This window comes from Microbacterium algeriense (assembly GCF_008868005.1).
GTDB lineage: Bacteria > Actinomycetota > Actinomycetes > Actinomycetales > Microbacteriaceae > Microbacterium > Microbacterium algeriense.
In genome coordinates this window covers 638,131-660,220 of the sequence record NZ_WAAO01000001.1, presented here as the reverse complement: position 1 = coordinate 660,220, position 22,090 = coordinate 638,131, and the positions used below count along the sequence as shown (strand labels likewise).

17 protein-coding genes are annotated in these 22,090 nt (G+C 71.1%); 13 read left to right on the top strand and 4 right to left on the bottom strand.

Annotation, left to right across the window (positions count from 1 at the left end; all coding sequences use genetic code 11):
• The first annotated feature begins 10 nt into the window (after positions 1-10).
• Positions 11-820, top strand: coding sequence for an amidohydrolase family protein (locus F6A08_RS03140; protein WP_151458593.1), 810 nt, complete (start codon positions 11-13; stop codon positions 818-820).
• Between the two features lie 221 nt (positions 821-1,041).
• On the opposite strand, the gene F6A08_RS03135 is transcribed toward F6A08_RS03140, so the two are convergent.
• The 3 genes from F6A08_RS03135 to F6A08_RS03125 are packed head-to-tail and all read right to left on the bottom strand — an operon-like array spanning position 1,042 to position 6,381.
• A complete protein-coding gene (locus F6A08_RS03135) occupies positions 1,042-1,692 on the bottom strand; it encodes a GntR family transcriptional regulator (RefSeq protein WP_124896508.1) in 651 nt (216 codons plus the stop codon).
• Between the two features lie 19 nt (positions 1,693-1,711).
• Positions 1,712-2,317, bottom strand: a complete 606-nt coding sequence (locus tag F6A08_RS03130) for a GDSL-type esterase/lipase family protein (RefSeq protein WP_151458592.1) — start codon at positions 2,315-2,317, stop codon at positions 1,712-1,714.
• On the bottom strand, positions 2,308-6,381 hold the full coding sequence (locus F6A08_RS03125) for an Ig-like domain-containing protein (protein WP_151458591.1): 4,074 nt from the start codon (positions 6,379-6,381) through the stop codon (positions 2,308-2,310). The genes F6A08_RS03130 and F6A08_RS03125 overlap by 10 nt, the downstream gene beginning before the upstream one ends.
• Before the next feature lie 424 nt (positions 6,382-6,805).
• On the opposite strand from F6A08_RS03125, the gene F6A08_RS03120 reads away from it, so the two are divergent.
• The 6 genes from F6A08_RS03120 (at position 6,806) to F6A08_RS03095 (ending at position 15,005) form a co-directional block, all read left to right on the top strand.
• The gene (locus F6A08_RS03120) at positions 6,806-7,660 is read left to right on the top strand and encodes a carbohydrate ABC transporter permease (protein WP_017204130.1); all 855 of its coding nucleotides are present in this window, start codon (positions 6,806-6,808) and stop codon (positions 7,658-7,660) included.
• Positions 7,657-8,562, top strand: coding sequence for a carbohydrate ABC transporter permease (locus F6A08_RS03115; protein ID WP_124896510.1), 906 nt, complete (start codon positions 7,657-7,659; stop codon positions 8,560-8,562). The genes F6A08_RS03120 and F6A08_RS03115 overlap by 4 nt, the downstream gene beginning before the upstream one ends.
• A 50-nt stretch (positions 8,563-8,612) precedes the next feature.
• Positions 8,613-9,938: an extracellular solute-binding protein gene (locus tag F6A08_RS03110; RefSeq protein WP_124896511.1), complete on the top strand. Its 1,326-nt coding sequence runs from the start codon at positions 8,613-8,615 to the stop codon at positions 9,936-9,938.
• A gap of 11 nt (positions 9,939-9,949) precedes the next feature.
• Positions 9,950-11,755: a BNR-4 repeat-containing protein gene (locus F6A08_RS03105; RefSeq protein WP_151458590.1), complete on the top strand. Its 1,806-nt coding sequence runs from the start codon at positions 9,950-9,952 to the stop codon at positions 11,753-11,755.
• 32 nt (positions 11,756-11,787) lie between these two features.
• Positions 11,788-14,049, top strand: coding sequence for an FAD-dependent oxidoreductase (locus F6A08_RS03100; protein WP_151458589.1), 2,262 nt, complete (start codon positions 11,788-11,790; stop codon positions 14,047-14,049).
• Between the two features lie 68 nt (positions 14,050-14,117).
• Entirely contained in the window at positions 14,118-15,005 is an 888-nt protein-coding gene (locus F6A08_RS03095; protein ID WP_124896514.1) for a LacI family DNA-binding transcriptional regulator, read from the top strand.
• 11 nt (positions 15,006-15,016) lie between these two features.
• Here the strand turns inward: F6A08_RS03095 and F6A08_RS03090 are convergent, their stop codons facing one another.
• Entirely contained in the window at positions 15,017-15,826 is an 810-nt protein-coding gene (locus F6A08_RS03090) for a DeoR/GlpR family DNA-binding transcription regulator (protein WP_151458588.1), read from the bottom strand.
• A gap of 107 nt (positions 15,827-15,933) precedes the next feature.
• Between F6A08_RS03090 and F6A08_RS03085 the strand changes: the two genes are divergently transcribed.
• The 6 genes from F6A08_RS03085 (at position 15,934) to F6A08_RS03060 (ending at position 22,003) form a co-directional block, all read left to right on the top strand.
• Positions 15,934-16,908: an acetylxylan esterase gene (locus F6A08_RS03085; protein WP_151458587.1), complete on the top strand. Its 975-nt coding sequence runs from the start codon at positions 15,934-15,936 to the stop codon at positions 16,906-16,908.
• Positions 16,909-17,029: 121 nt separating this feature from the next.
• A complete protein-coding gene (locus F6A08_RS03080; RefSeq protein WP_151458586.1) occupies positions 17,030-17,605 on the top strand; it encodes a glucose-6-phosphate isomerase family protein in 576 nt (191 codons plus the stop codon).
• A 9-nt stretch (positions 17,606-17,614) separates the two neighbouring features.
• Positions 17,615-19,105, top strand: coding sequence for a xylulokinase (gene xylB / locus F6A08_RS03075; protein WP_151458585.1), 1,491 nt, complete (start codon positions 17,615-17,617; stop codon positions 19,103-19,105).
• The gene (locus F6A08_RS03070; protein WP_225855714.1) at positions 19,105-20,082 is read left to right on the top strand and encodes a phosphoglycerate dehydrogenase; all 978 of its coding nucleotides are present in this window, start codon (positions 19,105-19,107) and stop codon (positions 20,080-20,082) included. The genes xylB and F6A08_RS03070 overlap by 1 nt, the downstream gene beginning before the upstream one ends.
• Positions 20,079-21,035: a shikimate dehydrogenase family protein gene (locus F6A08_RS03065; RefSeq protein ID WP_151458583.1), complete on the top strand. Its 957-nt coding sequence runs from the start codon at positions 20,079-20,081 to the stop codon at positions 21,033-21,035. Before F6A08_RS03070 ends, F6A08_RS03065 begins: the two co-directional genes overlap by 4 nt.
• Positions 21,035-22,003 (top strand): phosphotriesterase family protein, encoded by a 969-nt coding sequence (locus F6A08_RS03060; protein WP_151458582.1) that lies wholly within the window; start codon positions 21,035-21,037, stop codon positions 22,001-22,003. Before F6A08_RS03065 ends, F6A08_RS03060 begins: the two co-directional genes overlap by 1 nt.
• Positions 22,004-22,090 lie beyond the last annotated feature (87 nt).

Here is a 22,090-nt window from a genome sequence, read left to right as displayed (position 1 = left end):
AGGATCTGACGTGCGGATCGTCGACGCCCACGTGCACGTCTGGGATGCGGATGCCGTGCCGATCCCCTGGTTCCGCGACGACCTCGGCCTTCCCCGCCACGCCGCGGCCGCAGACCTCGGGCGGGAGCTGGGCCAGGCCGGCGTCTCCTCCGCCATCGCCGTGCAGGCCGCGGACTCGGTGGCCGAGGCAGAATGGCTGACCGCGACGGCAGCACGGGACCCGTACCTGCGGCGGGTGGTGCTGCAGTACTCACCCGAGCCCGGGCGTGCGGCCGGGGCCACGGCGGTCGCGTTCTCCCCCGCCGTCGTGGGAGTGCGCGCCGCGGTGCCGCAGTTCGCCGCGGATCTCTCCGACGTGGACGGCCTCGACGCCCTCGCGGAGCACCTGGGAGCGACCGCCCGCACCCTCGAGCTGCTGATCCGCCCGGAGCAGCTTCCCGCCGCTGCCGCCCTCTCCCGACGACGCCCCGACACCGCGATCGTCCTCTGCCACCTCGGCCTCGGCGCCCGGACGGCCGATGCCGCATGGCTCTCCGCCCTCGCCGAGGCCGCGTCGGCTCCGGGGGTGTCGGCGAAGGTGTCCGGGCTCGACCTTGCGGCTCGCGGGGCGGACGAGTCGCGGGAACTGCTGCGCTCCGCATTCGCCCTCTTCGGCGCGGATCGACTGATGTACGGCAGCGACTGGCCGATGTCCACCCGGACCACGACCTACGCGGAGGTGCTCGCCGCGACCCGGCGGGCTCTTCCTGCCCTGTCCCCTTCCGAGGCTCGAGCATTCTGGTCCGGCACTGCCGACCGGCTCTACCCCTTCACCGCGTAGCCCCCGTCGCAGATCCGCACCCCGTCGCAGGGATTCCCGGGATGGATGCGACCCCGGTGCGAAACTGCGACCCCGCGCCGGAACACCCCATCCCGGAAGCGCTGCCGCGTCCCGTCGCAGATCCGCACCACGTCGCAGGGATTCCCGGGATGGATGCGACCCCGGTGCGAAACCGCGACCCGGTGCGAAACTGCGACCCCGGTGCGAAACGCGCGCGGGGGTCAGTCGAGGAGGGTACCGGCGGCGTGGGCGCGGAACAGGGAGGACGCGGCCTCCTCATCACCGGCATCCAGCGTGTCGAGCAGGCCCTTGTGCCAGTCGGCGACCTCATGCCAGTCGCCCGTGAACGTGGGATCGCCGAGCACGTGCATGACACGCAGGCTCGGCTCGAGGAGGTCCCACATGCGGGGAAGGTACGCGTTGCCGCTGGCCTCGATCACGGCCCGGTGGAACGTGAAGTCGAGCTCGCGGAACCGGGCGAGATCCTCGGCCTCGGCCGCCTCGTGCATCTGCGCGATGAGTCCGGCGAGCTCTTCGCGGCGGGCGGTGTCGAGCGCGCCGCAGGCGAGCCGGCCGGCCAGTCCCTCCAGCTCGACGCGGGCGACCTTGGCCTGCGCCGCCTCCTCGGCGGAGTAGCTCGCGACGAAGTTGCCCTGGTGCCGCACGTGCGACACCAGGCCCTCGTGCGCGAGCCGTTTGAGGGCGTCGCGGACGGGCGCCTGGCTCACCTGCATCTGCCGGGCGAGTTGGGACTCCACGAGCTGCTCCCCGGGTGCGAGCGTGGAGTCCTTGATCATCGCCTTGATCAAGGCGTAGATCTGATCGGACAGCAGTCCACGCTGCAGTCCGGCTGTGCCCAGAGCATCCGTCATGACCATCAGTCTACGTCCATTATCGACTATCGCTAATGGACGCTGCGGCGCGCCAGGCATCCGCGATCAGGGCGGATCCGCGCGGGGTGGGGTGCACGCCATCGGGTGCCAGCTCGGCCACCGGATGCTTCTCCGCAGCCGTCGTGAACACCTCGTGCAGAGGCACGAACGCCGCCCCGTGCGCGGCGGCGAGCGCCCGCACCGCCGCCCGCTTCCCGTCGAGGTCGTCGACCCACGCCTGCTGCTCCTCCGTCACGGGGAGGAAGAACGGCTCCATGAGGATCAGCCGCGGCCGGTGCTGCGCTTCGACCCGATCCAGGAGGCCGCCGAGCGTCGCGGCGAAATCCGCCTCCGTCGTGGGGTCGTCGCTGTCGAAGCGCCGCCACATGTCGTTCACGCCGACGTACACGGTCAGCAGCTCCGGGGCGGTCGGCATCAGCTCCGCGTCCCACCGGGCGGCGAGGTCGCGGGCGCGGTCGCCGGCGATGCCGAGGTTGCGGACCGTGGCTCCCGCCGCGATCAGCTCCGGCGCCAGGAGCGAGACATAGCCGTCACCGAAGGACTCCGGGTCGGAGCGATCGCGTCCGGCGTCGGTGATCGAGTCTCCGATGAAGGTCACCCGCATCGTGGCACATCCTGTTCGCCGTTCTTGAGCTTGGGTCGCACCGAGATCGGGAGCTCGACGCTCGCGCCAGCGTACGTCACGGTGAGCGTGTGGTGCGGGCGCACCTTGCTGCTGTCGAAGCCGCTGACCATGTCAGCAGTGACCTGCTGCGTGGTGCGGGAGCCGTCACTCCAGTCCACCCCGAGCAGCATGCCGGTCACGTCGAGTTCCTCGCCGCGCACGTAGCGGGTCTTGGGGTCGGCCTCGGGCGCCCAGCAGATGCCGGTGACGGTCGCGGGCGGAGGCGTCGGCCGCACGGCGAAGGTGTTCGTCTTGCCGTAGTGGTAGACGTTGAAGAAACCGTCCGCGCCGATGCGCAGGTTCTGCCGCGCGTCGACCATGTTCCACACGGTCGCGTCATCGACGCGGAGCACGATGCGGGTGCCGCCGTCCTCCGCCACCGCGCCGAACTCGATCCGGTGCGTGGAGTTCGGTTCGATGACGGTGTTGGGGATGCTGTCGAGCATGGTCTGGCCCGGGGTCCAGCTCTGGAACTCGATCACGTCCTCCTTGATCACCGCGAGGTACCCGGTATTGGAGTTCTGCCAGGCGGGGAGGCCGGTCTGGTCGGAGCGCGCCTGGAAGCCGTACCAGCCGCCGTCGAAGGCGCCGAACTCCGCGTCGAACTGCAGCAGCGTGTCTCCGAAGCGCTCTGCCTCGTAGCCGTGCACGCCTTCCCCGCTGATCACGACGCCGGTGTCGTCCACGGCGATGTGGTCGGACTGACTCCAGTTCGCGCCGTCCTTCAGCTGTCCGTCGAGGCGGGTGGTCGGGTACTCGGCGTCGTCCACGGTCACGGTGACCGTGTCGCTGAGGCTCGGGTCGGCGACCGAGGTCGCGGTGATCGTCGCGGTTCCGGCCGTGACCCCCGCGATCCGGCCGCCGGAGACCGTGGCGACCTCCGGCGCATCGGTCGTCCAGGTGACCCGGGCGTCGCTGGCGTCCTCCGGGGCGACCGTGGCCGCGACGGACCGCCGCTCCCCCACGGTCAGTCCCACGGCGTCGGCATCCAGGCTCACGCCCGTGACCGGAACACCGGAGAGCGAGAACCCGATGTCGTCGAAGTCGAGCGAGGCGTAGTTCTCCACGTAGAACCCGACCCGACCGGCCTTGCCGGGGCCGGGGTCGGCGCCTTCCAGCGCGATCGCCCCGTTCACGGAGATCCGGATCTGCCCGTCCTGCACCGCGATGCGGACGTGCGACGTCTCCCCGGGGGTCAGGCCCTGCGCCGTCGGCACGACCTTCTCGGCGACGACCTTCCAGGCGTCGTCGAAGATCGTCCAGGTCGGACCGGCCGCGGCCTGACGGAAGCGGATGTAGCCGCCGCCCTTGCCGTTGCGGTCGTAGACGATGAGTCCCGCGTTGGCGGGGGTCGTCGCCGGCGCCGAGACGTCGAAGTCGAGCACGAACTCCGTGAAGTCCCGCGGCAGGAGGCTGTTCGCCCCCTTGACGATCCGGTAGACCTTGTCGCCCGACGCATCCACCTGGATGCTGCGGTTCGGGTCGGTCGGCCAGCCGTTCGCCCCCGACTCGAAGTCGGTGTAGTGCAGCACCCCGTCGCCCTCCTCGACGATCACCTCGATGGTGGCGGTTTTGGTGGCGTCGGCCTTCGCGGTGGCCGTGACGGTGGTGGTGCCGGGGCCCATGCCCAGCACCACGCCCTTGTCGTTCACGGTGGCGACGGCGGCGTCGGCCGAGGCATAGGTCACCGCGGCGTCGTCGGCGTTCCACGGCAGCGGCACGGCACGCACGCGCACCTCGTCGCCCGCGTCGATCGTGAGGGTGTCCGTGTCGAACGCGATGTCCTCGAGCGGCACGGTCTGCGGCTGCTGCGTCTGCCCGATCTCACCGTCGACGCCGATCTCGCTGAACGCGATGGCCTCGAAGCCGGGGATCTGGTCGAACACGGCCGCATCGGCCTTCAACGTGTAGTCGCCGTTGGCGGCGTCAACGAAGCCGGGGTCGGCGTCGGCCACCCAGTTGTCCTCGTAGTTCAGGAGGTTCTTGCCGTCCTTGGCGCCGTGCTCGTTGACGCCGGCCATCCGCGCCCGGTTCGGGTTCCACACGACGTTCTCGGCGAACGTGCTGTGGTTCGGGAAGTAGTGGTCGTCCTCGAAGAAGTGCGCGAGTTCGGGGTACTTCGTCAGATACGGCGTGCCGACGAAGTCGTTGTTGTCGGCGAACACCTGCTCCCACGCGGGCATGTAGTCGCGGTCGACGACGTTGCCCTCCTGGTTGCCCATCCACTGCTCGTAGTTGTCGTACGGGGCGTACGCGTCGACGAAGACGTTGTTGCGCGCCTCGATGTAGTCGGCCGAGCCGCTCTTGATCGCGCCGTTGCCCATGTTCACGAACACGTTCTTCTCGATCGTGAGATCCCACGTGAAGTTGTCGGCGTAGATGCCCTCGACGCCCGCCATGCCGACGCCGATGTCGTGGAAGTAGTTCTCCCGGAACACGTGCCCGCGCTGCTGCGGGGTCTTGCCGGAGTTCATATAGATCGCCCCGAGGTCGTGGAACTGCTTGCAGACGTCGTACACCTCGTTGCGTTCGAACAGGTGGTCGTTGCCGTGCACGATGATCCCGGGGTGCGGGGCGTCGTGGATCTCGTTGTCCCTGGCGATGTTGCCGACGCCGTCGAACATCACTCCCGGGTTGTAGGCCTTGTGGTAGTAGGCGAAGTCGGCGATCTCGGAGTTCTCGACGCGGTTGCGGCCGGGCTCGAGCGTCGTCTTGTCGCCGCCCTGGAGCACCACGCCGACGCCGCCGACGTGCGTGAGCCGGCTGTCGGTCACGGCGTGGTCGCGGCCGCCGCGGTTCACCGGGATGCCGTCGTACGTGTAGCGACCGGGCGAGTTGATGAGCACGCCGCCGTCGGTGAAGTTGCGGATGTCGCTGTGCGAGATCGTCACGTGCGAACCCCCGAGGATCACGGCGGCGGTGGCCCGGCCGTACTCCATCACGAGGTCGTCGAAGTTCACGTACGAGGCCCCGTCGGCGCGCAGCATCGGCTCGTCGAGCGTCGTGACCGTCACGTCGCCGCGACCGGAGGTGAAGGCGGCGTTGGGGATGAGGTACAGCTTCCCGGCGGCGCGGTCGATGTAGTACTCGCCGGGGGCGTCGAGCTCCTCCAGGAGGTTCTGCGCGAAGTGGAAGTCGGGGAACCAGCTCTTCATGATCCCGGACATCTCGCCGTAGCGGAGGGTGATCGTCTTCGCGTCGGTGTCGATGCTCTCGATCTTGTTGTACGACCACTCCCAGCTGTACCCGAAGATGCCGTCCAGCCACACGTCCTCGGCCTGGGTCCAGTGCTTCGGGCGGTCGTAGCCGTAGCTGAACGTGCCGCCGCGGTCCTGCAGGTCGGCGTCGTTGCGGTCGGGACCGGCGTCGATGATGTCGCCCATCTGCACGGTGGGGGTGGCCGCGTCGGCGTTGGGCCAGCGCGCGAGGGTCATCCCCTGTCCGTCGATGAACAGCTCCATCGGCGGCGTCGTGCTGACGTCGTTGGCCTTCCAGTAGCCATGGCGGCTGAGCTGGCCGTAGTCGGTGATGCCGAGGTCGGCGAGGTCGATGCCGACGACGCGATCGCGGGCGGCGGTGTCGATGATCCGGTCGGTCACGGTGGCGTCGTCCACCGGAGCGAACTGGTCCCGGGGCAGTTCTCGGCCTCCGGTGAGCGTGGCCGTCTCGCCCGGGTAGGAGCGGTAGGTGATCGGGGCGTCGGCGGTTCCCGAGTCCTGCGCACCGATCTCGAACGAGGAGCTGCGCGGGTATTCGCCCTCGCGGAGGTAGACCGTGAGGCCCTCGGACGGCAGAGCGGAGTCGGCCTTCAGCGCACGGATCCGGTCGCGCGCGCCTTCCAGCGTCGCGAGGGGATCGTCGATCGTGCCGGAGGCCGTGTCATCACCCCCGGGGGCGAGGTAGAGGGCGTCGTCATCCGCGGCCGCAGCCGCCGACGGGGCGGTCGCGGCGAGGGCGGATCCGAACACCGCCGCCAGGGCCAGGCTTGCCAGCACACGCTTCATTGCGTCTCCGAACTCTCGATTCCCGCGCGAAGAGCTCGCACGGCACCGCACCGGCGGTTGCTCAGAACTTACCTAATCGATAATCGACTAGCAAGCATCGATTTTTCTTCGATCGCCTCACGGCGCTGACTCGAAGCTCTCTCAGCTGTGTCGAGCCGCGATGACGGAGGTCGGGATGCGCCATCGCACTCGAGAGGGTTCCTGGTGTGACGAAATTGAACAAACCTGTCAGTTTCCATCAATTTCTCACTATTGGTCTCTCCAGTTGACGCGACCGTAATCCGCCGGAAATACTGAGAACTCCCGAGACCGCACCGTGAGAGTGCGGACACATCACCCCAGGCCAAGGATGACCTAGATGACAGAACAGACCATTTCCTCACAGATAGGAACAGGTCGTCGGCCCCGTCGCCTCTCGGACGGGATGTTCGCCCTCCTCCTCACGGCTCCCGGCCTCGCGCTGCTCGCCGCCGTCGTCGTGTACCCGCTGATCACCGCGCTCATCACCGCGTTCTTCAAGCAGAGCCTCGTCGAACCAGGGCGTGAATTCGTCGGCTTCCAGAACATCGTCGACGTCCTCACCGGCGACTTCTTCCCGCTGCTCGGTCAGACCCTCGTCTTCACACTGGGCACCACGATCGCTCCCTTCGTGATCGGCTTCGGCCTCGCGCTGGCGCTCAACTCCCGCATCCGCGGCGCCAAGGTGCTCCGCGGCCTCATGCTCATCCCGTGGCTGATCCCCGGCGTGGTCGTGTCATTCCTCTGGATGTGGATCTTCAACGCCAACTACGGCGTGCTGAACGCGGCGCTGGAGTCCATCGGCCTGATCGACTCCCCGCAGGCGTGGCTCGCGAACCCGACCACCGCGATGATCGCCGTGATCGTCGCGAAGACGTGGCAGTCGTTCCCCTGGATGATGGTCATGCTCCTCGCCGGCCTGCAGACCGTCCCCGTCGAACTGCACGAGGCCGCCGAGATCGACGGTGCCGGCACCGTCCGCCGGTTCTTCTCCATCACCGTCCCGCAGATGAGCGGGATCATCGGCCTGGTGATCCTCCTGGAGTTCATCTGGAACTTCCAGCACTTCGACATCATCTACGTCCTCACCGGCGGCGGCCCCGCCGGATCCACCCAGACCTTCGCCACCGCGGTGTACGAGACGGCGTTCGACGGCTTCGACCTCGGTCATGCCGGCGCGCTCGGCCTGCTCTGGATGGTCCTGCTGATGGCGCTCGTCGTCGTCTACGTCCGCCTGTCCGAAAAGGGAGAGAAGCGATGACCGCCGTGCTGACCGAGGAGACGGTGACCGCCGTCACCGCCCCGCCCCCCGCGCCGCGTCGTCGGCGTCACCGCTCGGATCGTCGCGCCACGACCGTGAGCGCCTGGATCGCCGTCGTCGTGTTCGGCGGGTTCGCGCTCCTGCCCGTGTACTGGCTGCTGGTGACCTCGCTCACCCCGCGCACCGAGGTGTTCAGCTACCCGCCGAAGCTGTTCCCCACCGAGATCACGTTCGAGGCGTACGCCGCGCTTGCGAACAACCCGGCCCTGTTCGGCTACCTCCGCAACAGCATCGTCGTGTCCGTCATCACCGCGATCCTGTCCGTGCTGGTCTCGGCCTACATGGGCTACGCGTTCTCGAAGTTCCGCTACCGCGGACGTCGCAGCCTGATGTACTTCGTGCTGGCCTCGCAGATGTTCCCGCAGGCGCTGCTGCTCATCACGCTCTACGCGGTCTTCTCCGCGTACGGCCTGCTGAACACCTACGCCGCGCTCGTGCTGTCGTTCACCACGTTCACGCTGCCGCTGTGCGTGTGGATGCTGAAGGGCTTCTTCGACACGATCCCGGACGAGCTCATCGAAGCCGCCCGTGTCGACGGCGCCTCCCGCATGCGCATCATCCACTCGATCGTGCTGCCGCTGGCCGCCCCCGGCCTGATCGCCGCGGGTCTGTTCGCGTTCGTCCGCGGCTGGAACGACTTCATCTTCGCCCTCACCCTCGCCGGGCCGGACAAGCAGACCCTGCCACCCGGACTCGTCAACACGTTCATCGGCGAGGCGTCCACCGCCTGGCCGGAGCTCATGGCGGCTTCGCTGGTGGTCTCGCTCCCCGTGGCCATCGCGTTCATCGCCCTGCAGCGCTTCCTCGTCGGCGGTCTCACCGCCGGCGCGGTCAAGGGCTGACCCGCACCACCCCCTCATCCGCAGTCCCTCGAAGAAGAGAGAGCACCCTCATGTCCGAGAACACCACCGTCTCCCGTCGCCAGCTGCTCCAGTTCGCCGGGCTCGGCGCCGCCGGCCTCCTGCTCGCCGGCTGCATGCCGAGCGGCGGAGGCAGCGGCAGCCCGTCCTCCTCCCCCGGTTCCGGCCTCGGCGCCGGGAAGTTCACCGCGACCGACTTCTCGTTCTCGAGCTGGTCGCTCACGGAGGAAGCGGCCGCCCCGGCGACGCGCGCCCTGCTCGACGGCTACAAGAAGACCAACGAGGTCGGCATCACCGAGGTCTCCTTCCCCTACAACGAGTACTTCAAGCAGCTCATGCTGCAGGTGCGCGGCGGGCAGTTCACCGGCGCCGCGCACGTCGACGTCGCGTGGCTCGCCTCGCTGGCCGCGCTCGGCAAGCTGGAGGACGTCTCGGCGCTCACGAAGGGCCGCGGCTACACCGCGTCGAGCCTCGAGGCCACTCAGCTCGACGGCAAGCAGTACGCCTTCCCGTGGACCATCGGCGCGATCGGTCTGATCACGAACTCCGAGCTCCTGAACAAGGCGGGCATCTCCACGTTCCCCACCACCGTCGACGACTTCGAGGCGGCGCTGAAGAAGCTCAAGGGCCTCGGCGGGGGCCTGATCCCCTACGCCGCTTCGACCAAGGCCGCGCAGCTCAAGGACGTGCTGATCTGGATGCAGACGTTCGGCAGCGACCTCGTCAAGGACGGGAAGGTCACGATCGGCGACGACGCGAGCATCGAGGCGGTGACCTGGTACAAGTCGCTGTACGACCAGGGACTGATCGCCGCCGACGTCGACCGCTTCGACGCCCGGTCCCTCTTCGCCCAGGGGCGAGCGGCCATCTACGACGATGCCCCGGTCGGCCGCGCCTCCGTCACGAAGGACTCCCCCGACCCCGACCTCGCCTCGAAGCTCATGCCCGAGTCGCGGCCGGTGCTGAAGAAGGGCGACACCCCTCGCGCGCTGGTCTGGGGCGGGGCGATCGCCATCGTCGGCGGCGGCTCCGGAGACAGCACGCGTACGGCGGCGGACTTCGGCCAGTGGGCCACGAGCGACCTGAAGGCGGTGCTCGGCGACTACGAGCTGCGCGGCCTGCCGCCGGTGACCGAGGAGGCGCAGGCGTCGAAGGAGGTGTCTTCCGACCCGTTCGGCTCCCGCTTCGCGGAGAAGATCACCGCGACGGCGACCACGAACCCGTTCTGGCAGTACCCCCAGTACGCGCAGATCGAGACGGTCATCGCCGACCGCGTGCAGGCCGTGCTCGTCGGTCAGCAGAACGCGAAGGACGCGATGGCTCAGGCCGGCGACGAAGCGCAGAAGCTGCTGGGCTGAGGAGCATCGTCATGACCCTCCGCTGGAAGGCCGGCGCCGCCGCTGCCGCCGCCCTCATCGCGCTCACCCTCGCCGTTCCCGCCTCGGCCGGCGCGGCCACCGCCGACGTCGAGACCGTCCCCGCGACGGTCGACACCTCCAACCAGTCCGGCTGGTGGAACCCGCTCACGGTCGACGGCGACAAGACGTACTTCGCCTACAACGTGCCGGGATCACAGGCCGCGAAGCACCAGGTGAACCTGGCGGTCCGCGCCGCCGACGGCACCTGGACCTCCGGGTGCCTGCGCCTCACGACCGGGGCGTGCGCCGAGTACCTGGACGACAACGGCCACAACCAGCCGTCGATCGCGATCGACGGCGACGGCTACATCCACGCGTTCGTGTCCATGCACCACGAGCCGTGGAAGTACTTCCGCTCCACGACGCCGTACGACGTGACGTCTCTCGTGGACGTGAGCGCCGAGATGCCCGACGCCGGTGCCGCGATCTCGTATCCGGTGACGGCCCAGGGCGCGGACGGCGACGTCTGGCTCATGGTGCGCGTCGGCGCCGATCCGCAGGCCCGCAGGGACGGCGTCCTCTACCACTACGACCCGACCACGGGCACGTGGAGCCGCGAGACGACGATCGCCGCCGCCGTGAACCACTCCTTCTATCCCGACGACCTCGAGGTCGACGCGAGCGGCCGGGTCCACGTGCTGTGGGAGTGGGGCCCCTGGCCCGCCGATCCGTATCGCCATCTCGGCTCCTACGCGGTGTACGACCCGGCCACCGGCGCTTTCCGTGACGTCGCGGGCCAGGCGCTGCCGACCCCGATCCGCCCGGACACCCCGGGCGCCGTGGTGTGGCGCGGCTACGAGCCCGGCGAGACCATCGGCGACGCCGTGCCGGCGGTGCAGACCGCGAAGATGGCGATCGCCGACGGCGAGCTCGTCGGCGTGACGTACCGGTATGCCGACGAGACTGAGAACGCCTTCGACGTGCAGTGGGCCACCTGGAACGGCACCGCCTGGACGAGCGAGACCCTCGTCGACACGGACGCGCTCGGCAGCGGCGTGCAGACGATCGCCGCCCTCGACACCACGACCGCGGGCGGTGAGACCCGCGTCTACGCCGTGGTGTCGGTGCAGGACTGCGGCATCACCCGCAGCCAGACCGCGGTGCTGACCGCCGGAGCGTCCGGATGGACCGCCGACACCGTGGGCGAACCCGTCGTGGGCCAGCAGCGGCTCCGCGCGGCGACCCGCGCCGACGGCACCGACGTCGTTTACCTCAGCGCCCCCGCTGTTCCCAACGGCGGCACGCTGCGCCATGCCGAGATCCCCCGGGACGGACAACCCGGCGGGACGACCCTCTCCGCCATCGTCTCCTCGCTCCGCGGCGACGCCGGCGGCGTGAACCTGGCCCTCGGCGGCACCGCGACCGCCTCGTCCCAGCTCCGCGCCGACACCGGCCCGGAGAAGGCGGTCGACGACGGCTGCACGGATGCGAGCCGCTGGATCTCGGCGGCCTCCGACACCCAGCCGACCATCACGGTCGAATGGGACCAGGCTGCGCCGCTCGACGTCGTGCGGGTCCGCAGCGGCTACACCGTCGGTCCGCCCCAGACATCCGTGCTGCGCGACTTCACCGTCCAGCTCCGCACAGCGACCGGCTGGGTCACGGTCGGCAGCATCGTCGACAACACGCAGACGACCGTCGTGATCGACGCCCAGGACCGGACGGCCGACGCCGTGCGCCTGGTGATCACCGACCCGTCCGACTCCGCCACCGACGTCGCCCGCGTCTACGAGATCGAAGCGATCGCCGCGCACTGAGCGGCATCATCACCCCTCCCGAAAGGACCCCCATGCGCACCCAGACCGTCGAAGCCGACATCATCGTCGTCGGCGGCGGCCTCGCCGGAGTGAGCGCCGCCGTCGCGGCCGCCCGCCTCGGCCGACGTACCGTGCTGATCAACAACAGGCCGGTGCTCGGCGGCAACTCCTCCTCGGAGGTGAGGGTCTGGGTGTGCGGGGCGACCGCGCACGGCAACCAGCGGTGGGCGCGGGAGACCGGGATCATCGGCGAGATGTACCGGGAGAACCAGTTCCGCAACCCCGAGGGGAACCCGGTGTACTGGGACGACGTGGTGCTCGACATCGTGCGCCGCGAGCCCAACCTCACGCTGTTCCTGAACACGGAGGTGCTGGAAGCCGAGGCCACCGGACCCGATGACGCCCGTCGGGTCCGGTCGGTCACGGGCTGGACCATGGGATCCGAGATCCGCACCGTCTTCCGCGGTCCGCTGTTCCTCGACTGCACGGGCGATGGTCTGGTCGGCCGGCTCGTCGGTGCCAGGCACCGTCTGGGCAAGGAGAGCCACGCCGAGTTCGGGGAGGAGTGGGCGCCGGAGGAGCCGGTGCGGGAGTTCCTCGGCTCGACGCTCCTCTTCTACACGAAGGATCTCGGCCACCCGGTGAAGTACGTCGCACCGGAGAGCGCGAAGGACATCTCCACCACACCGATCCCCTCCTCGCGCATCATCCGCAGCGGTGACAGCGGCGCGCACTACTGGTGGATCGAGTGGGGCGGCACGCTCGACATCGTCGACGACAACGAGGCCATCCGCGACGAGCTGCGGTCGGTGATCCTCGGCATCTGGGACCACATCAAGAACTCCGGCGAGTTCGACGCCGACAACCTCACGCTGGAGTGGATCGGCAACATCCCGGGCAAGCGCGAGTACCGCCGCTTCATCGGCGATTACACGCTGCGGCAGCAGGACATCCTGGAGCAGACGTCCTTCGACGACGGCGTCGCGTTCGGCGGCTGGTCCATCGACCTGCACCCGGCCGAGGGCATGTACGCGACGGGCGCGGGAGCCGTGCAGCGCTTCTCGGACGGCATCTTCGAGATCCCGTTCCGCTCGCTGTACTCCGTCAACGTCGACAACCTGCTGATGGCGGGCCGCGACATCTCGGCCACGCACATCGCGTTCGGCGCCGCCAGGGTGATGGCGACCTGCGCCGCGATGGGCGAGGCCGCCGGCACCGCCGCCGCTCTCTGCTACGAGCACGACGCCACTCCGCGCGAGCTGTACCGGCACCACCGCGCCGAGTTGCGGCAGACGCTGCTGCGCGCCGACGCTTCCCTCGTCGGCGTCGCGAACGAGGATGACTCCGATCACGCCCGCTCTGCCACCGCCACCGCTTCGAGCACGCTGCGCACGATCGGCACCCCGGCGAGCACCGAGGCCGATGCGACCCCGCACGCGCTCGTCGAGGACCTGGGCATCGTCGTGCCCGTGCACCCGCGCCTCGACACCACCGAGCTTCTGCTCAGCGCCGAGGTCGACACGCAGGTCACGGTGGAGGTCTGGTCCACGGGCCGACCGCAGAACGTCGTGCCCGCGGTGCTCGAACACCGCACGGTGATCGACGTCCCCGCCGGGGGCCCGTCCTGGGTGCAGGCGGAGACGCCGTTCGCCCCGGAGGAGCCGCAGAACGCGATCGTGGTGCTCCGCGCGAACCCGCAGGTGCAGGTGCAGCTCGCCGCGGCGCTGCCCCCCGGCGTCCTCACGCTCGTGCACCGCGTCGACAACGACGACCGCAACGTGCAGGTCGACCGCGACGGACTGCTCGTGCAGTGGCCCACCAAGCCGCTGCGGGGACGGGTCCCGCACTTCCGCACGAGCCCCGCGTCGGACGCGCTGGCTCCGGAGCGGGCGACCTCCGGCTACAACCGTCCCTTCGGCGGACCGCACCTGTGGGCGTCCGCCCCGGAGGCCGAGGGCCCGCAGTGGCTGCGCCTGGACTGGGAGCAGCCGGTGACGGCCTCCGAGATCCGTCTGGTGTTCGACGACGACGTCGACCTCGAGCTCAACACCCTGCACCACCACCGCAGCCCCGACGAGGTGCTGCCCCAGCTCGTGCGCGACTACCGCGTCGAGGTGCAGCAGGCGGGCTCCGCGGACTGGCGCACCGTGGTGGAGGAGCGGGACAACCGCCATCGGCTGCGCGTGCACCCGCTGCCGGCGGATCTCGGCGCCTTCACGGCCGCGCGCCTCGTGGTGGAGCGGACGAACGGCGTCGCGGAGGCGCGCGTGATCGCGTTCCGAGTGCAATCGTGACGGAGGGCGCTAACGTGAAGGGCATCCGCCGACCCGGCGGAGACCGTCGTCCCTCCAGGAGGCCGCAGGTGACCACCTCGCCCGGCGGCCGCGTGCTCCCCGCCGCGCGCGCCACCCGCACCGGGCTCATCGCGCTCGCCGTGCCGCACCTCGAGGAGCCGTACTTCGCCGAGCTCGGCTCGCGCATCGTCCGCGGTGCCGACGAACGCGGGCTGGCCGTGCTCATCGTGCAGACCGAGGGCGACCACGGCCGCGAGGTCGACGTCGCGAACGGCGTCGGTCTGCCGGCCATCGACGGGCTGATCCACATCCCGCGATCGCTCACGGTCGCCGACCTCACGCGCCGCACCTCCCCCGGGCCCCTCGTGCTGCTCGGCGAGCACATCCAGGTGAGCCCGTTCACCCACGTCACGATCGACAACCGCGCCGCCGCCTACACCGCCACCGAGCATCTGATCGCCGTGGGCTGCCGCCGCATCGGCTTCGTCGGCCGCCGCGACGCGCGTCCCTCCGACGCCGCCGACCGTCGGCACACCGGCTACCGGGAGGCGCTGGACGCCGCCGGCATCCCCGCCGACCCCGCCCTCACCGCCCAGGTCGACGCGTTCACGGCCGAGGAGGGCGCTCGCGTCGCGGGGGCGATGGCCGCCGCGGTCGCCGACCTCGACGGCATCGTCTGCTCGAACGACTCGGTGGCCCTCGGCGCGCTCGCCGCCCTGCAGGCCCAAGGACGCAACGTGCCGCGCGACGTCGCCGTCGTCGGCATCGACGACATCCGCGCCGCGCGCTTCGCCGTCCCGGCGCTCAGCACGATCGCCCCCGACCACGAGCGGCTCGTCGACGCCGCGTTCACGGAACTGGAGCGGCAGATCGCGGCCCCTCCGGGAGCCGATCTCCCCGTGCGGCACGTGACGGTCGGCGCCCGCCTCATCCCGCGGGCGAGCACGGCGCGATGACCCTCGCGGACTCAGTCCGCGAGGGCCGTCGCGAGCGCACGCTCATCGCCGCCGTCCCGCGACGCGACGTGCAGGGTGCCGACATGCGCGGCGAGCTGCTCCCGCGCCGCCTCGTCGAGCCCATCGTCGGTGATGAGCCGGTCGATGTCGCTCAGGTCGGCGACGGTGGTGAGTCCGACCACGCCCCAGCGGCTGTGCTCCGCGAGGACGACGACCTCCCGCCCCGCCGCCATGAGCGCCCGGTTCGTCTCGGCCTCCAGCAGGTTCATGGTCGTGATGCCGGCCTGCTCGTCGAGACCGTGGGCGTCGAGGAACACGAGATCGCAGTGCAGGTGCTCGAGCGCCCGGACCGCGACCGGTCCGACGAGCGCCTGGGACGGAGTGCGGACTCCACCCGTGAGCACCACCGTCTGCGTGTACGGAGCGTCGGCGCGGTCGGGCGGCGAGAACAGGTCGGAGACCGGCAGGGCATTGGTGACGACGGTGAGCTCGGGCACGCGCACGAGCTCACGGGCCAGCGCGAGCGCCGTGGGTCCGCCGGAGATGCCGACGGCCATGCCCGGCTCGACGATCGACGCGGCCGCCGCGACGATCGCCCGTCGTTCGGCCGAGGCCGCGGGAGCCACTGCCAGGCGCTGGTGCCCTCGCGCCCGCACGCCGCCGCGGATGCGCTCGACGGCGCCTTCCTCGGCGAGCTGGTCGATATCGCGCCGCACCGTCATCTCGCTCACCTGCAGCGTCGCCGCGAGCTCGACGATGGAGGCCGTGCCGCGATCGCGGGTCAGGGCGAGGATGCGCTCGCGTCGCTCCGTGACCAGCACGCGGTCTCCTTCCGATGGAGCCTCCAGTCTGCCACGCACGCCCTCGGCCCGCCGCGGTCGACCCGCACCCGTCCGCCCTTCTCCCGGAACAGGATCCCTCACCCCGCATGACCTTCCCCGAGCCCTACGCCACCTGGTTCCCCGATGCCGCTTTCGACGGCAGCTACGGCCGCACCGAGGCCGACCTCCGCGCCGTCCGCCCGGTGCCCGCACCGCCCGGGTTCGCCGACCGCTGGCGACGCTGGCGGCGGGAGGCCGCCACGGTGGACGCCGGCCCCGTCGTCCTCTCCACCTCGGAGGACCAGGGCCGTCGGGTGTCCGTGATCGAGCACTCCGGCGTCGACGGCGTGCGGCTGCGGGCGTGGGTCGTCGAGCCCCTCCACGGCACGCCCCGCGCAGGCGTCGTGCACGGGCACGGCTACGGCGGCCGCGATGCCGTCGACCTGGCCCGAGTGCCGGACGACGTCGCGGCGATCTACCCGGTGGCGCGAGGGCTCGGCGTGCTGAACGCCGGAGTCGGCGCACCCGAACCCACACCGGAGCATGTGCTGGCCGGCATCGACGACCCCGACCACTACGTGCTCGGGCTGTGCGCCCGCGATCTGTGGCTCGCCGCCGATGCCCTGGTCGCGCTCGTAGGCTCCCTTCCCCTCTACTACGTCGGAGAGAGCTTCGGCGGCGGCATCGGCGCCCTCGCCCTGCCGTGGGATGACCGGTTCGTCGGGGCCACCCTCATCGTGCCGAGCTTCGGCCAGTACGACGAGCGTCTGGCCGTGCCGTGTCTCGGGAGCGGGGAGACTGTTCGCCGTCATGTGCAGCAGCACCCGGAGGCCCGCGAGGTGCTGCGCTGGTTCGACTCCTCCACGAGCATGGGCTTCGCCGCGGTACCGGTCCGGGTGGAGGCCGCCCTGTGGGACCAGTACGTGCCGCCTCAGGGGCAGTTCGCGGTCGCGGCGGGAGCCCACGAGCTCGAGTTGGCCGTGCTTCCCGCGGGCCATGCGGAGTATCCCGGTTGGGAGGACGTGACGGCGGAGGCGATCAGCGGCGGACGGGCGCACCTGGAACGCGTGCTCACGGTCTGACCGCCGACGGGCGCGCGCCGCCCTCCGCGCAGGCGAGCACTGGACGCCACCTGTCATAACAGGTACAGTAAACCTGTCATTACAGGTTGCGACGACGCAGCACCCGTTTCGAGGAGCATGGATGCCCGAGTACCAGACCCCGCCGATCTCCCCGATGGCGATCGCCTTCGACGCCGAGAAGCTCACGCTCTCCCCCGAAGGCCCCACGCTGACCCGGCGGATGTCCGACCTCGAGGGCCTGTTCCGCGACCACGACGCCTGGTCCGCCGCGGCCTCGGGCGACGACCCGATCGTCTACACGGTCGTCAGCTCCCCCGTCCCCGAGGTCGAACGCGAGCTGCCGCAGTCGATCACCACGATCATGCCCGGCGACACGGCCGGCGAGCTCTGGATGACCAAGGGCCACCAGCACCCCGACCACCAGGGCGAGATCTACCTCGCACTGCACGGTCGCGGCGGACTGCTCATGTTCGACGGCGAGCGCACCGAGTGGCTCGACATGCTCCCCGGCACCATCGGCTACATCCCTCCGGGCTGGGCGCACCGCTCCGTGAACACCGGCGACGAGCCGTACTCCTTCCTCGCCGTGTACCCGGGAGGTGCAGGCCACGACTACGGCTGGGTGCTGGAGCGCGGCATGGGCTCGCGGGCGTTCCGCGCGGAGTCCGGCGTCGACCTGCGCCCCTACGCGGAATAGGCTCCGGCCATGATCATCGCCCACGATCTCGGCACGACCGGGAACAAGGCGTCCCTGCACCACGATGACGGCCGCCTGATCGCCGCGGTCACCGTTCCCTACCCCGCCCACTTCGCGGCCGGCGGCATCGCCGAGCAGGACCCGGCCGACTGGTGGCACGCGGTCGTGGCAGCGACCCGCGACCTCCTCGCACGCACCGCCACCGTCCCGGCCGACGTCGCCGGGCTGGTCGTGAGCGGGCAGATGATGGGCGCCGTGCTGCTCGACGGCGACGGCGAGCCCGCACGACCCGCGATCATCTGGGCCGACACCCGGGCGGGCGCCCAGCAGCGCGAGCTCGAGACGGCGGTCGGCGCCGAGCGCGCGTACGGCATCCTCGGCCACCGCCTGAACCCCACCTACTCGATCGAGAAGGTCATGTGGGTGCGGGATAACGAGCCCGACGTGTGGGCCCGGGTGCGCCGGGTGTGCGTCGCCAAGGACTTCATCGTGCTGCGGCTGACCGGGCGGCTCGCCACGGATCGCTCGGACGCCTCCGGCACCAACGCGTACGACCAGGTCGCCGGCACCTGGTCGCCGGAGATCCTCGCCGCCGCGCGGCTCGCCCCCGCCCTGTTCCCCGAGATCCTCGAGTCGACGCAGATCGCGGGCCCCCTCACGCCCGCCGCGGCCGAGGCGCTCGGGCTCCACACCGGCGTGCAGGTCGTGATGGGCGGCGGCGACGGACCGCTCGCCGCCGTCGGCTCCGGCGTCGTGGCCCCGGAGGACGGCGCCTACGTGTGCCTCGGCACCTCCTCGTGGATCTCCTTCGCGGCGGACGCTCCGCTGCACGACCCCGCGATGCGGACCTTCACGTTCGACAACGTCGTCCCGGCCTCGTTCGTGCCGACCGCGACCATGCAGGCCGGCGGCGCGTCGGTGCAGTGGATCGCCGAAGCCCTCTCGCCCGACCCCGCGCACCCGGAGACCGGACGCCTCGTCGCCGAGGCCGCGAGCGACGTCGACACCGACGACCTCTACTTCCTCCCCTACCTGCTCGGCGAGCGCGCCCCGCTGTGGGACCCCGACGCCCGCGGCGCGTTCGTCGGCCTCGCCCGTCACCACGGACGGCAGCACCTCGTGCGCGCCGTGCTGGAGGGGACGGCGTTCAACCTCCTCACGTGCATCCAGGCGTTCCGCGAGGCCGGGGCGACGATCGACCGCATCGACGCGGTCGGCGGCGGGGCGCAGAGCGACGTCTACCTCGCCGTCCTCGCCGACGTCTGGGGCGTACCGGTCCGTCGTCGCACGATCGTGGAGGAGGCGAACAGCCTCGGTGCCGCGGTCACCGGCGCCGTCGGCCTCGGCCTCACCGACTTCTCCGCCGCCCGGGCGCTCAGCGAGGTCACGGCCGAGTTCACGCCCGATCCCGCCCGCCACGCGGTCTACGCCGAACGCCACGCGCGCTTCACCGACGCGTACACGGCCCTCGCGCCGTGGTTCGCCGGAAGGCCACGCTGATGGGCGTCATCCTCGTCACGAGCCGTTCCTTCTCGGACGGCGATCTCGACCTGGTCGAGCGTGCGGCGCAGGCGGGTCATCGCATCCTCCGGGGCCCCGCCCACCACGACCTCGACGAGCTGCGCGTGCTGCTGCACGGTGCGGACGCGTGGATCGCCGGCACCGGCCCGGTGACCGATGCGCACCTGGCGGCCGGCGCGAAGCTCAAGGTGGTGGCCCGCTACGGGGTCGGCACCGAGGCGGTGGACCTGGAGGCGGCGCGCGAGCGCGGCATCCCGGTGACGAACACCCCCGGAGCGAACGCCGACGCGGTCGCCGACCACGCGGTCGGGCTCATGCTCGCCGCCCTGCGCACCATCCCGGACGGCGACCGCCGGGTGCGGCACGGCGACTGGAGCGTCCGCCGCGGGCGGGAGCTCGGCGCCGCGACCGTCGGCATCGTCGGCTTCGGGCGGATCGGCCAGGGCGTCGCGCGGCGGCTCGGTGGATTCGGTCCGCGGCTGCTCGCCTCCGACCCGTTCCTGCCCGCCGAGCTCGTGCACGACCGCGGCGCGGAACCCGTCGCCCTCGACGACCTGTTCCACACCGCCGACGTCATCACGCTGCACGCCCCCGGCGGACAGCGCCTCGTCGACGCCGACCGCCTCGCCGGGATGCGACCGGGCACGGTGCTCGTCAACACCGCGCGCGGCGACCTCGTGGACGAGCAGGCCGTGGCCGACGCGCTGCGCGACGGCACGCTCGCCGGGTACGCGGCCGACACCCTCGACGGCGACACGGCCGCGCACGACAGCCCCCTGCTCGACCCGGACCTCGCCGATCGGGTGATCGTCACCCCGCACCTCGGTGCCCAGACCACCCAGGCCGTCGACAACATGGGTTCGCTGTCGCTCGGCGACGTGCTGGCCGTCCTCCGCGGCGCCGCGCCCTCTCACCCCGTCCCCGCCCCCGCGTCCGCTCCCGAGGAGACCCGATGACCACCGCCGCGACGTCCCCCGCGCCTTCTGCCTCCGCCACCGCCGACTACATGGGCTTCGTCGGGGTCACGACCGCCTCTTCGTCGATCATGAAGGTCTTCCCGCTGTGGGCCGACATCCTCGGCCTCCCCACCCGGACCCTCGTCGGCCACGACCTGCCGATGGACGCCGACCCCGCGCAGTACCGCGCGATGGTCGAGCAGATCCGCGACGATCCCCACCACCGCGGGGCACTCGTCACCACGCACAAGATGAACGTGTACGCGGCGGCCGCCGACCTGTTCGACGAGCTCGACCCGTTCGCCGTGTCGTGCGCCGAGATCTCCAGCATCGCCAAGCGCGGGTCCACCCTGTCCGGTCGCGCGAAGGACCCGATCACGGTCGACCTGGCGCTGCGCGAGTTCCTGCCCGCCGACCACTTCGCGCGCACCGGCGCCGAGGTCGTCGTCCTCGGGGCCGGTGGTTCCGGCACCGCCCTGAGCTGGGCCCTCGCCGAGCGGGACGACGCCCCGACCCTCATCACCGTCACGGCGCGCACGCAGGACAAGCTCGACCACCTGCGCGAGGTGCACCGCCAGCACGGCACTCCCGAGGGGCTGCTCCGCTACGTCGTCACCGAGACGCCGGAGGAGGCCGACGCCCTGGTCACCGCCGCCCCCGCGGGCTCGGTCATCGCGAACGCCACCGGGCTCGGCAAGGACCGCCCCGGATCGCCCCTGACCGACGCCGTCGTCTTCCCCGAGGGCGCCTATGTGTGGGAGTTCAACTACCGCGGTTCGCTGGAGTTCCTGCACCAGGCCGAGGCGCAGCAGGACGGCCGCGGGCTGCAGGTGGTCGACGGCTGGCGCTACTTCATCCACGGCTGGTCGCAGGTCGTGGCGGACGTGTTCGACCTCGACCTCACGCCCGCGACCGTCGAGCGCCTGGCGGAGGCCGCGGAGTCGGTGCGCTGATGCCCGTCGTGCGGACCGTCCTCGGCGACATCGACCCGTCGCAGCTCGGGCGCGTGGACTACCACGAGCACCTCTTCCAGGTGTCGCCGCTGCTGGTCGGGGATGAGCTCGACGACGAGGCCGCGTCCGGCGAGGAGGCCGGGCTGCTGCGGGCGAGCGGCTTCGAGACCATGGTCGATGCCACGCCGTTCGGCCTGGCCCGCGATCCGGCCGCGGTCGCCCGCATCAGCGCCGCGACCGGGCTGCACGTCGTCGCGACCACCGGCCGTCACCGTGAGGCCCACTACGGCCCCGACCACCCGATGCAGGTGTGGGGTGCCGACCGCCTCGCCGCCCTGTTCGTCTCCGACCTCACGCGCGGGATGCCGGCGGACGACGCCGCAGTGTTCGAGACGCCCGATGTGCCGGTCGCGGCAGGCCCCGACGGGCAGCCCGTCCGCGCCGGGATGCTGAAGGGCGGGGCCGATTACTGGCGCATCAGCCCATTCGAGCGCACGACCCTGATCGCTGTGGCCCAGGCTCACCGCGAGACCGGGGCGCCCGTCATGGTGCATCTGGAGTTCGGCACCGCCGCCCACGAGGTGCTCGACCTCCTGGGCGCCGAGGGTGTGCCGGCCGAGCGTGTCGTGCTGGCCCACGCCGACCGCGATCCCGACCCTGGCCTGCACGTCTCGCTCGCCGAGCGCGGCGCCCACCTCGGCTACGACGGCTTCGCCCGCCCGCGCACCCGGTCCGACGCCGAGCTGCTCGCTCTGACGGTCGCGGTGGTCGAGCGCGGCGCCGGCGACCGGATCCTGCTCGGCGGCGATGTCGCCCGACGCACGCGGTACATCGCCTACGGCGGCATGCCGGGACTCGCCTACCTCGGGGAGCGCTACCTCCCCCGCCTCCGTGAGGCCGTGGGCGAAGAGGCCGTGCACCGCATGCTCGTGACCACCCCCGCGCAGCTGCTGACGCTCTCCGCCTGAACACGGACCGATGGCTGGCCGGCGACGGTGACCCCCCGTACGCCCGATAGACAGACCTGTTCGGGCGGTTTAGGGTGGCCTTGGCGG

Bases quoted from the DNA above. Each gene is read 5' to 3' on its own strand.
- F6A08_RS03065 (WP_151458583.1), top strand. From the start codon at position 20,079: ATGACCACCGCCGCGACGTCCCCCGCGCCTTCTGCCTCCGCCACCGCC.
- F6A08_RS03085 (WP_151458587.1), top strand. From the start codon at position 15,934: ATGACCTTCCCCGAGCCCTACGCCACCTGGTTCCCCGATGCCGCTTTC.
- F6A08_RS03110 (WP_124896511.1), top strand. From the start codon at position 8,613: ATGTCCGAGAACACCACCGTCTCCCGTCGCCAGCTGCTCCAGTTCGCC.
- xylB (WP_151458585.1), top strand. From the start codon at position 17,615: ATGATCATCGCCCACGATCTCGGCACGACCGGGAACAAGGCGTCCCTG.
- F6A08_RS03115 (WP_124896510.1), top strand. From the start codon at position 7,657: ATGACCGCCGTGCTGACCGAGGAGACGGTGACCGCCGTCACCGCCCCG.
- F6A08_RS03080 (WP_151458586.1), top strand. From the start codon at position 17,030: ATGCCCGAGTACCAGACCCCGCCGATCTCCCCGATGGCGATCGCCTTC.
- F6A08_RS03070 (WP_225855714.1), top strand. From the start codon at position 19,105: ATGGGCGTCATCCTCGTCACGAGCCGTTCCTTCTCGGACGGCGATCTC.
- F6A08_RS03120 (WP_017204130.1), top strand. From the start codon at position 6,806: ATGTTCGCCCTCCTCCTCACGGCTCCCGGCCTCGCGCTGCTCGCCGCC.
- F6A08_RS03060 (WP_151458582.1), top strand. From the start codon at position 21,035: ATGCCCGTCGTGCGGACCGTCCTCGGCGACATCGACCCGTCGCAGCTC.
- F6A08_RS03135 (WP_124896508.1), bottom strand. From the start codon at position 1,692: ATGACGGATGCTCTGGGCACAGCCGGACTGCAGCGTGGACTGCTGTCC.
- F6A08_RS03130 (WP_151458592.1), bottom strand. From the start codon at position 2,317: ATGCGGGTGACCTTCATCGGAGACTCGATCACCGACGCCGGACGCGAT.
- F6A08_RS03125 (WP_151458591.1), bottom strand. From the start codon at position 6,381: ATGAAGCGTGTGCTGGCAAGCCTGGCCCTGGCGGCGGTGTTCGGATCC.
- F6A08_RS03100 (WP_151458589.1), top strand. From the start codon at position 11,788: ATGCGCACCCAGACCGTCGAAGCCGACATCATCGTCGTCGGCGGCGGC.
- F6A08_RS03105 (WP_151458590.1), top strand. From the start codon at position 9,950: ATGACCCTCCGCTGGAAGGCCGGCGCCGCCGCTGCCGCCGCCCTCATC.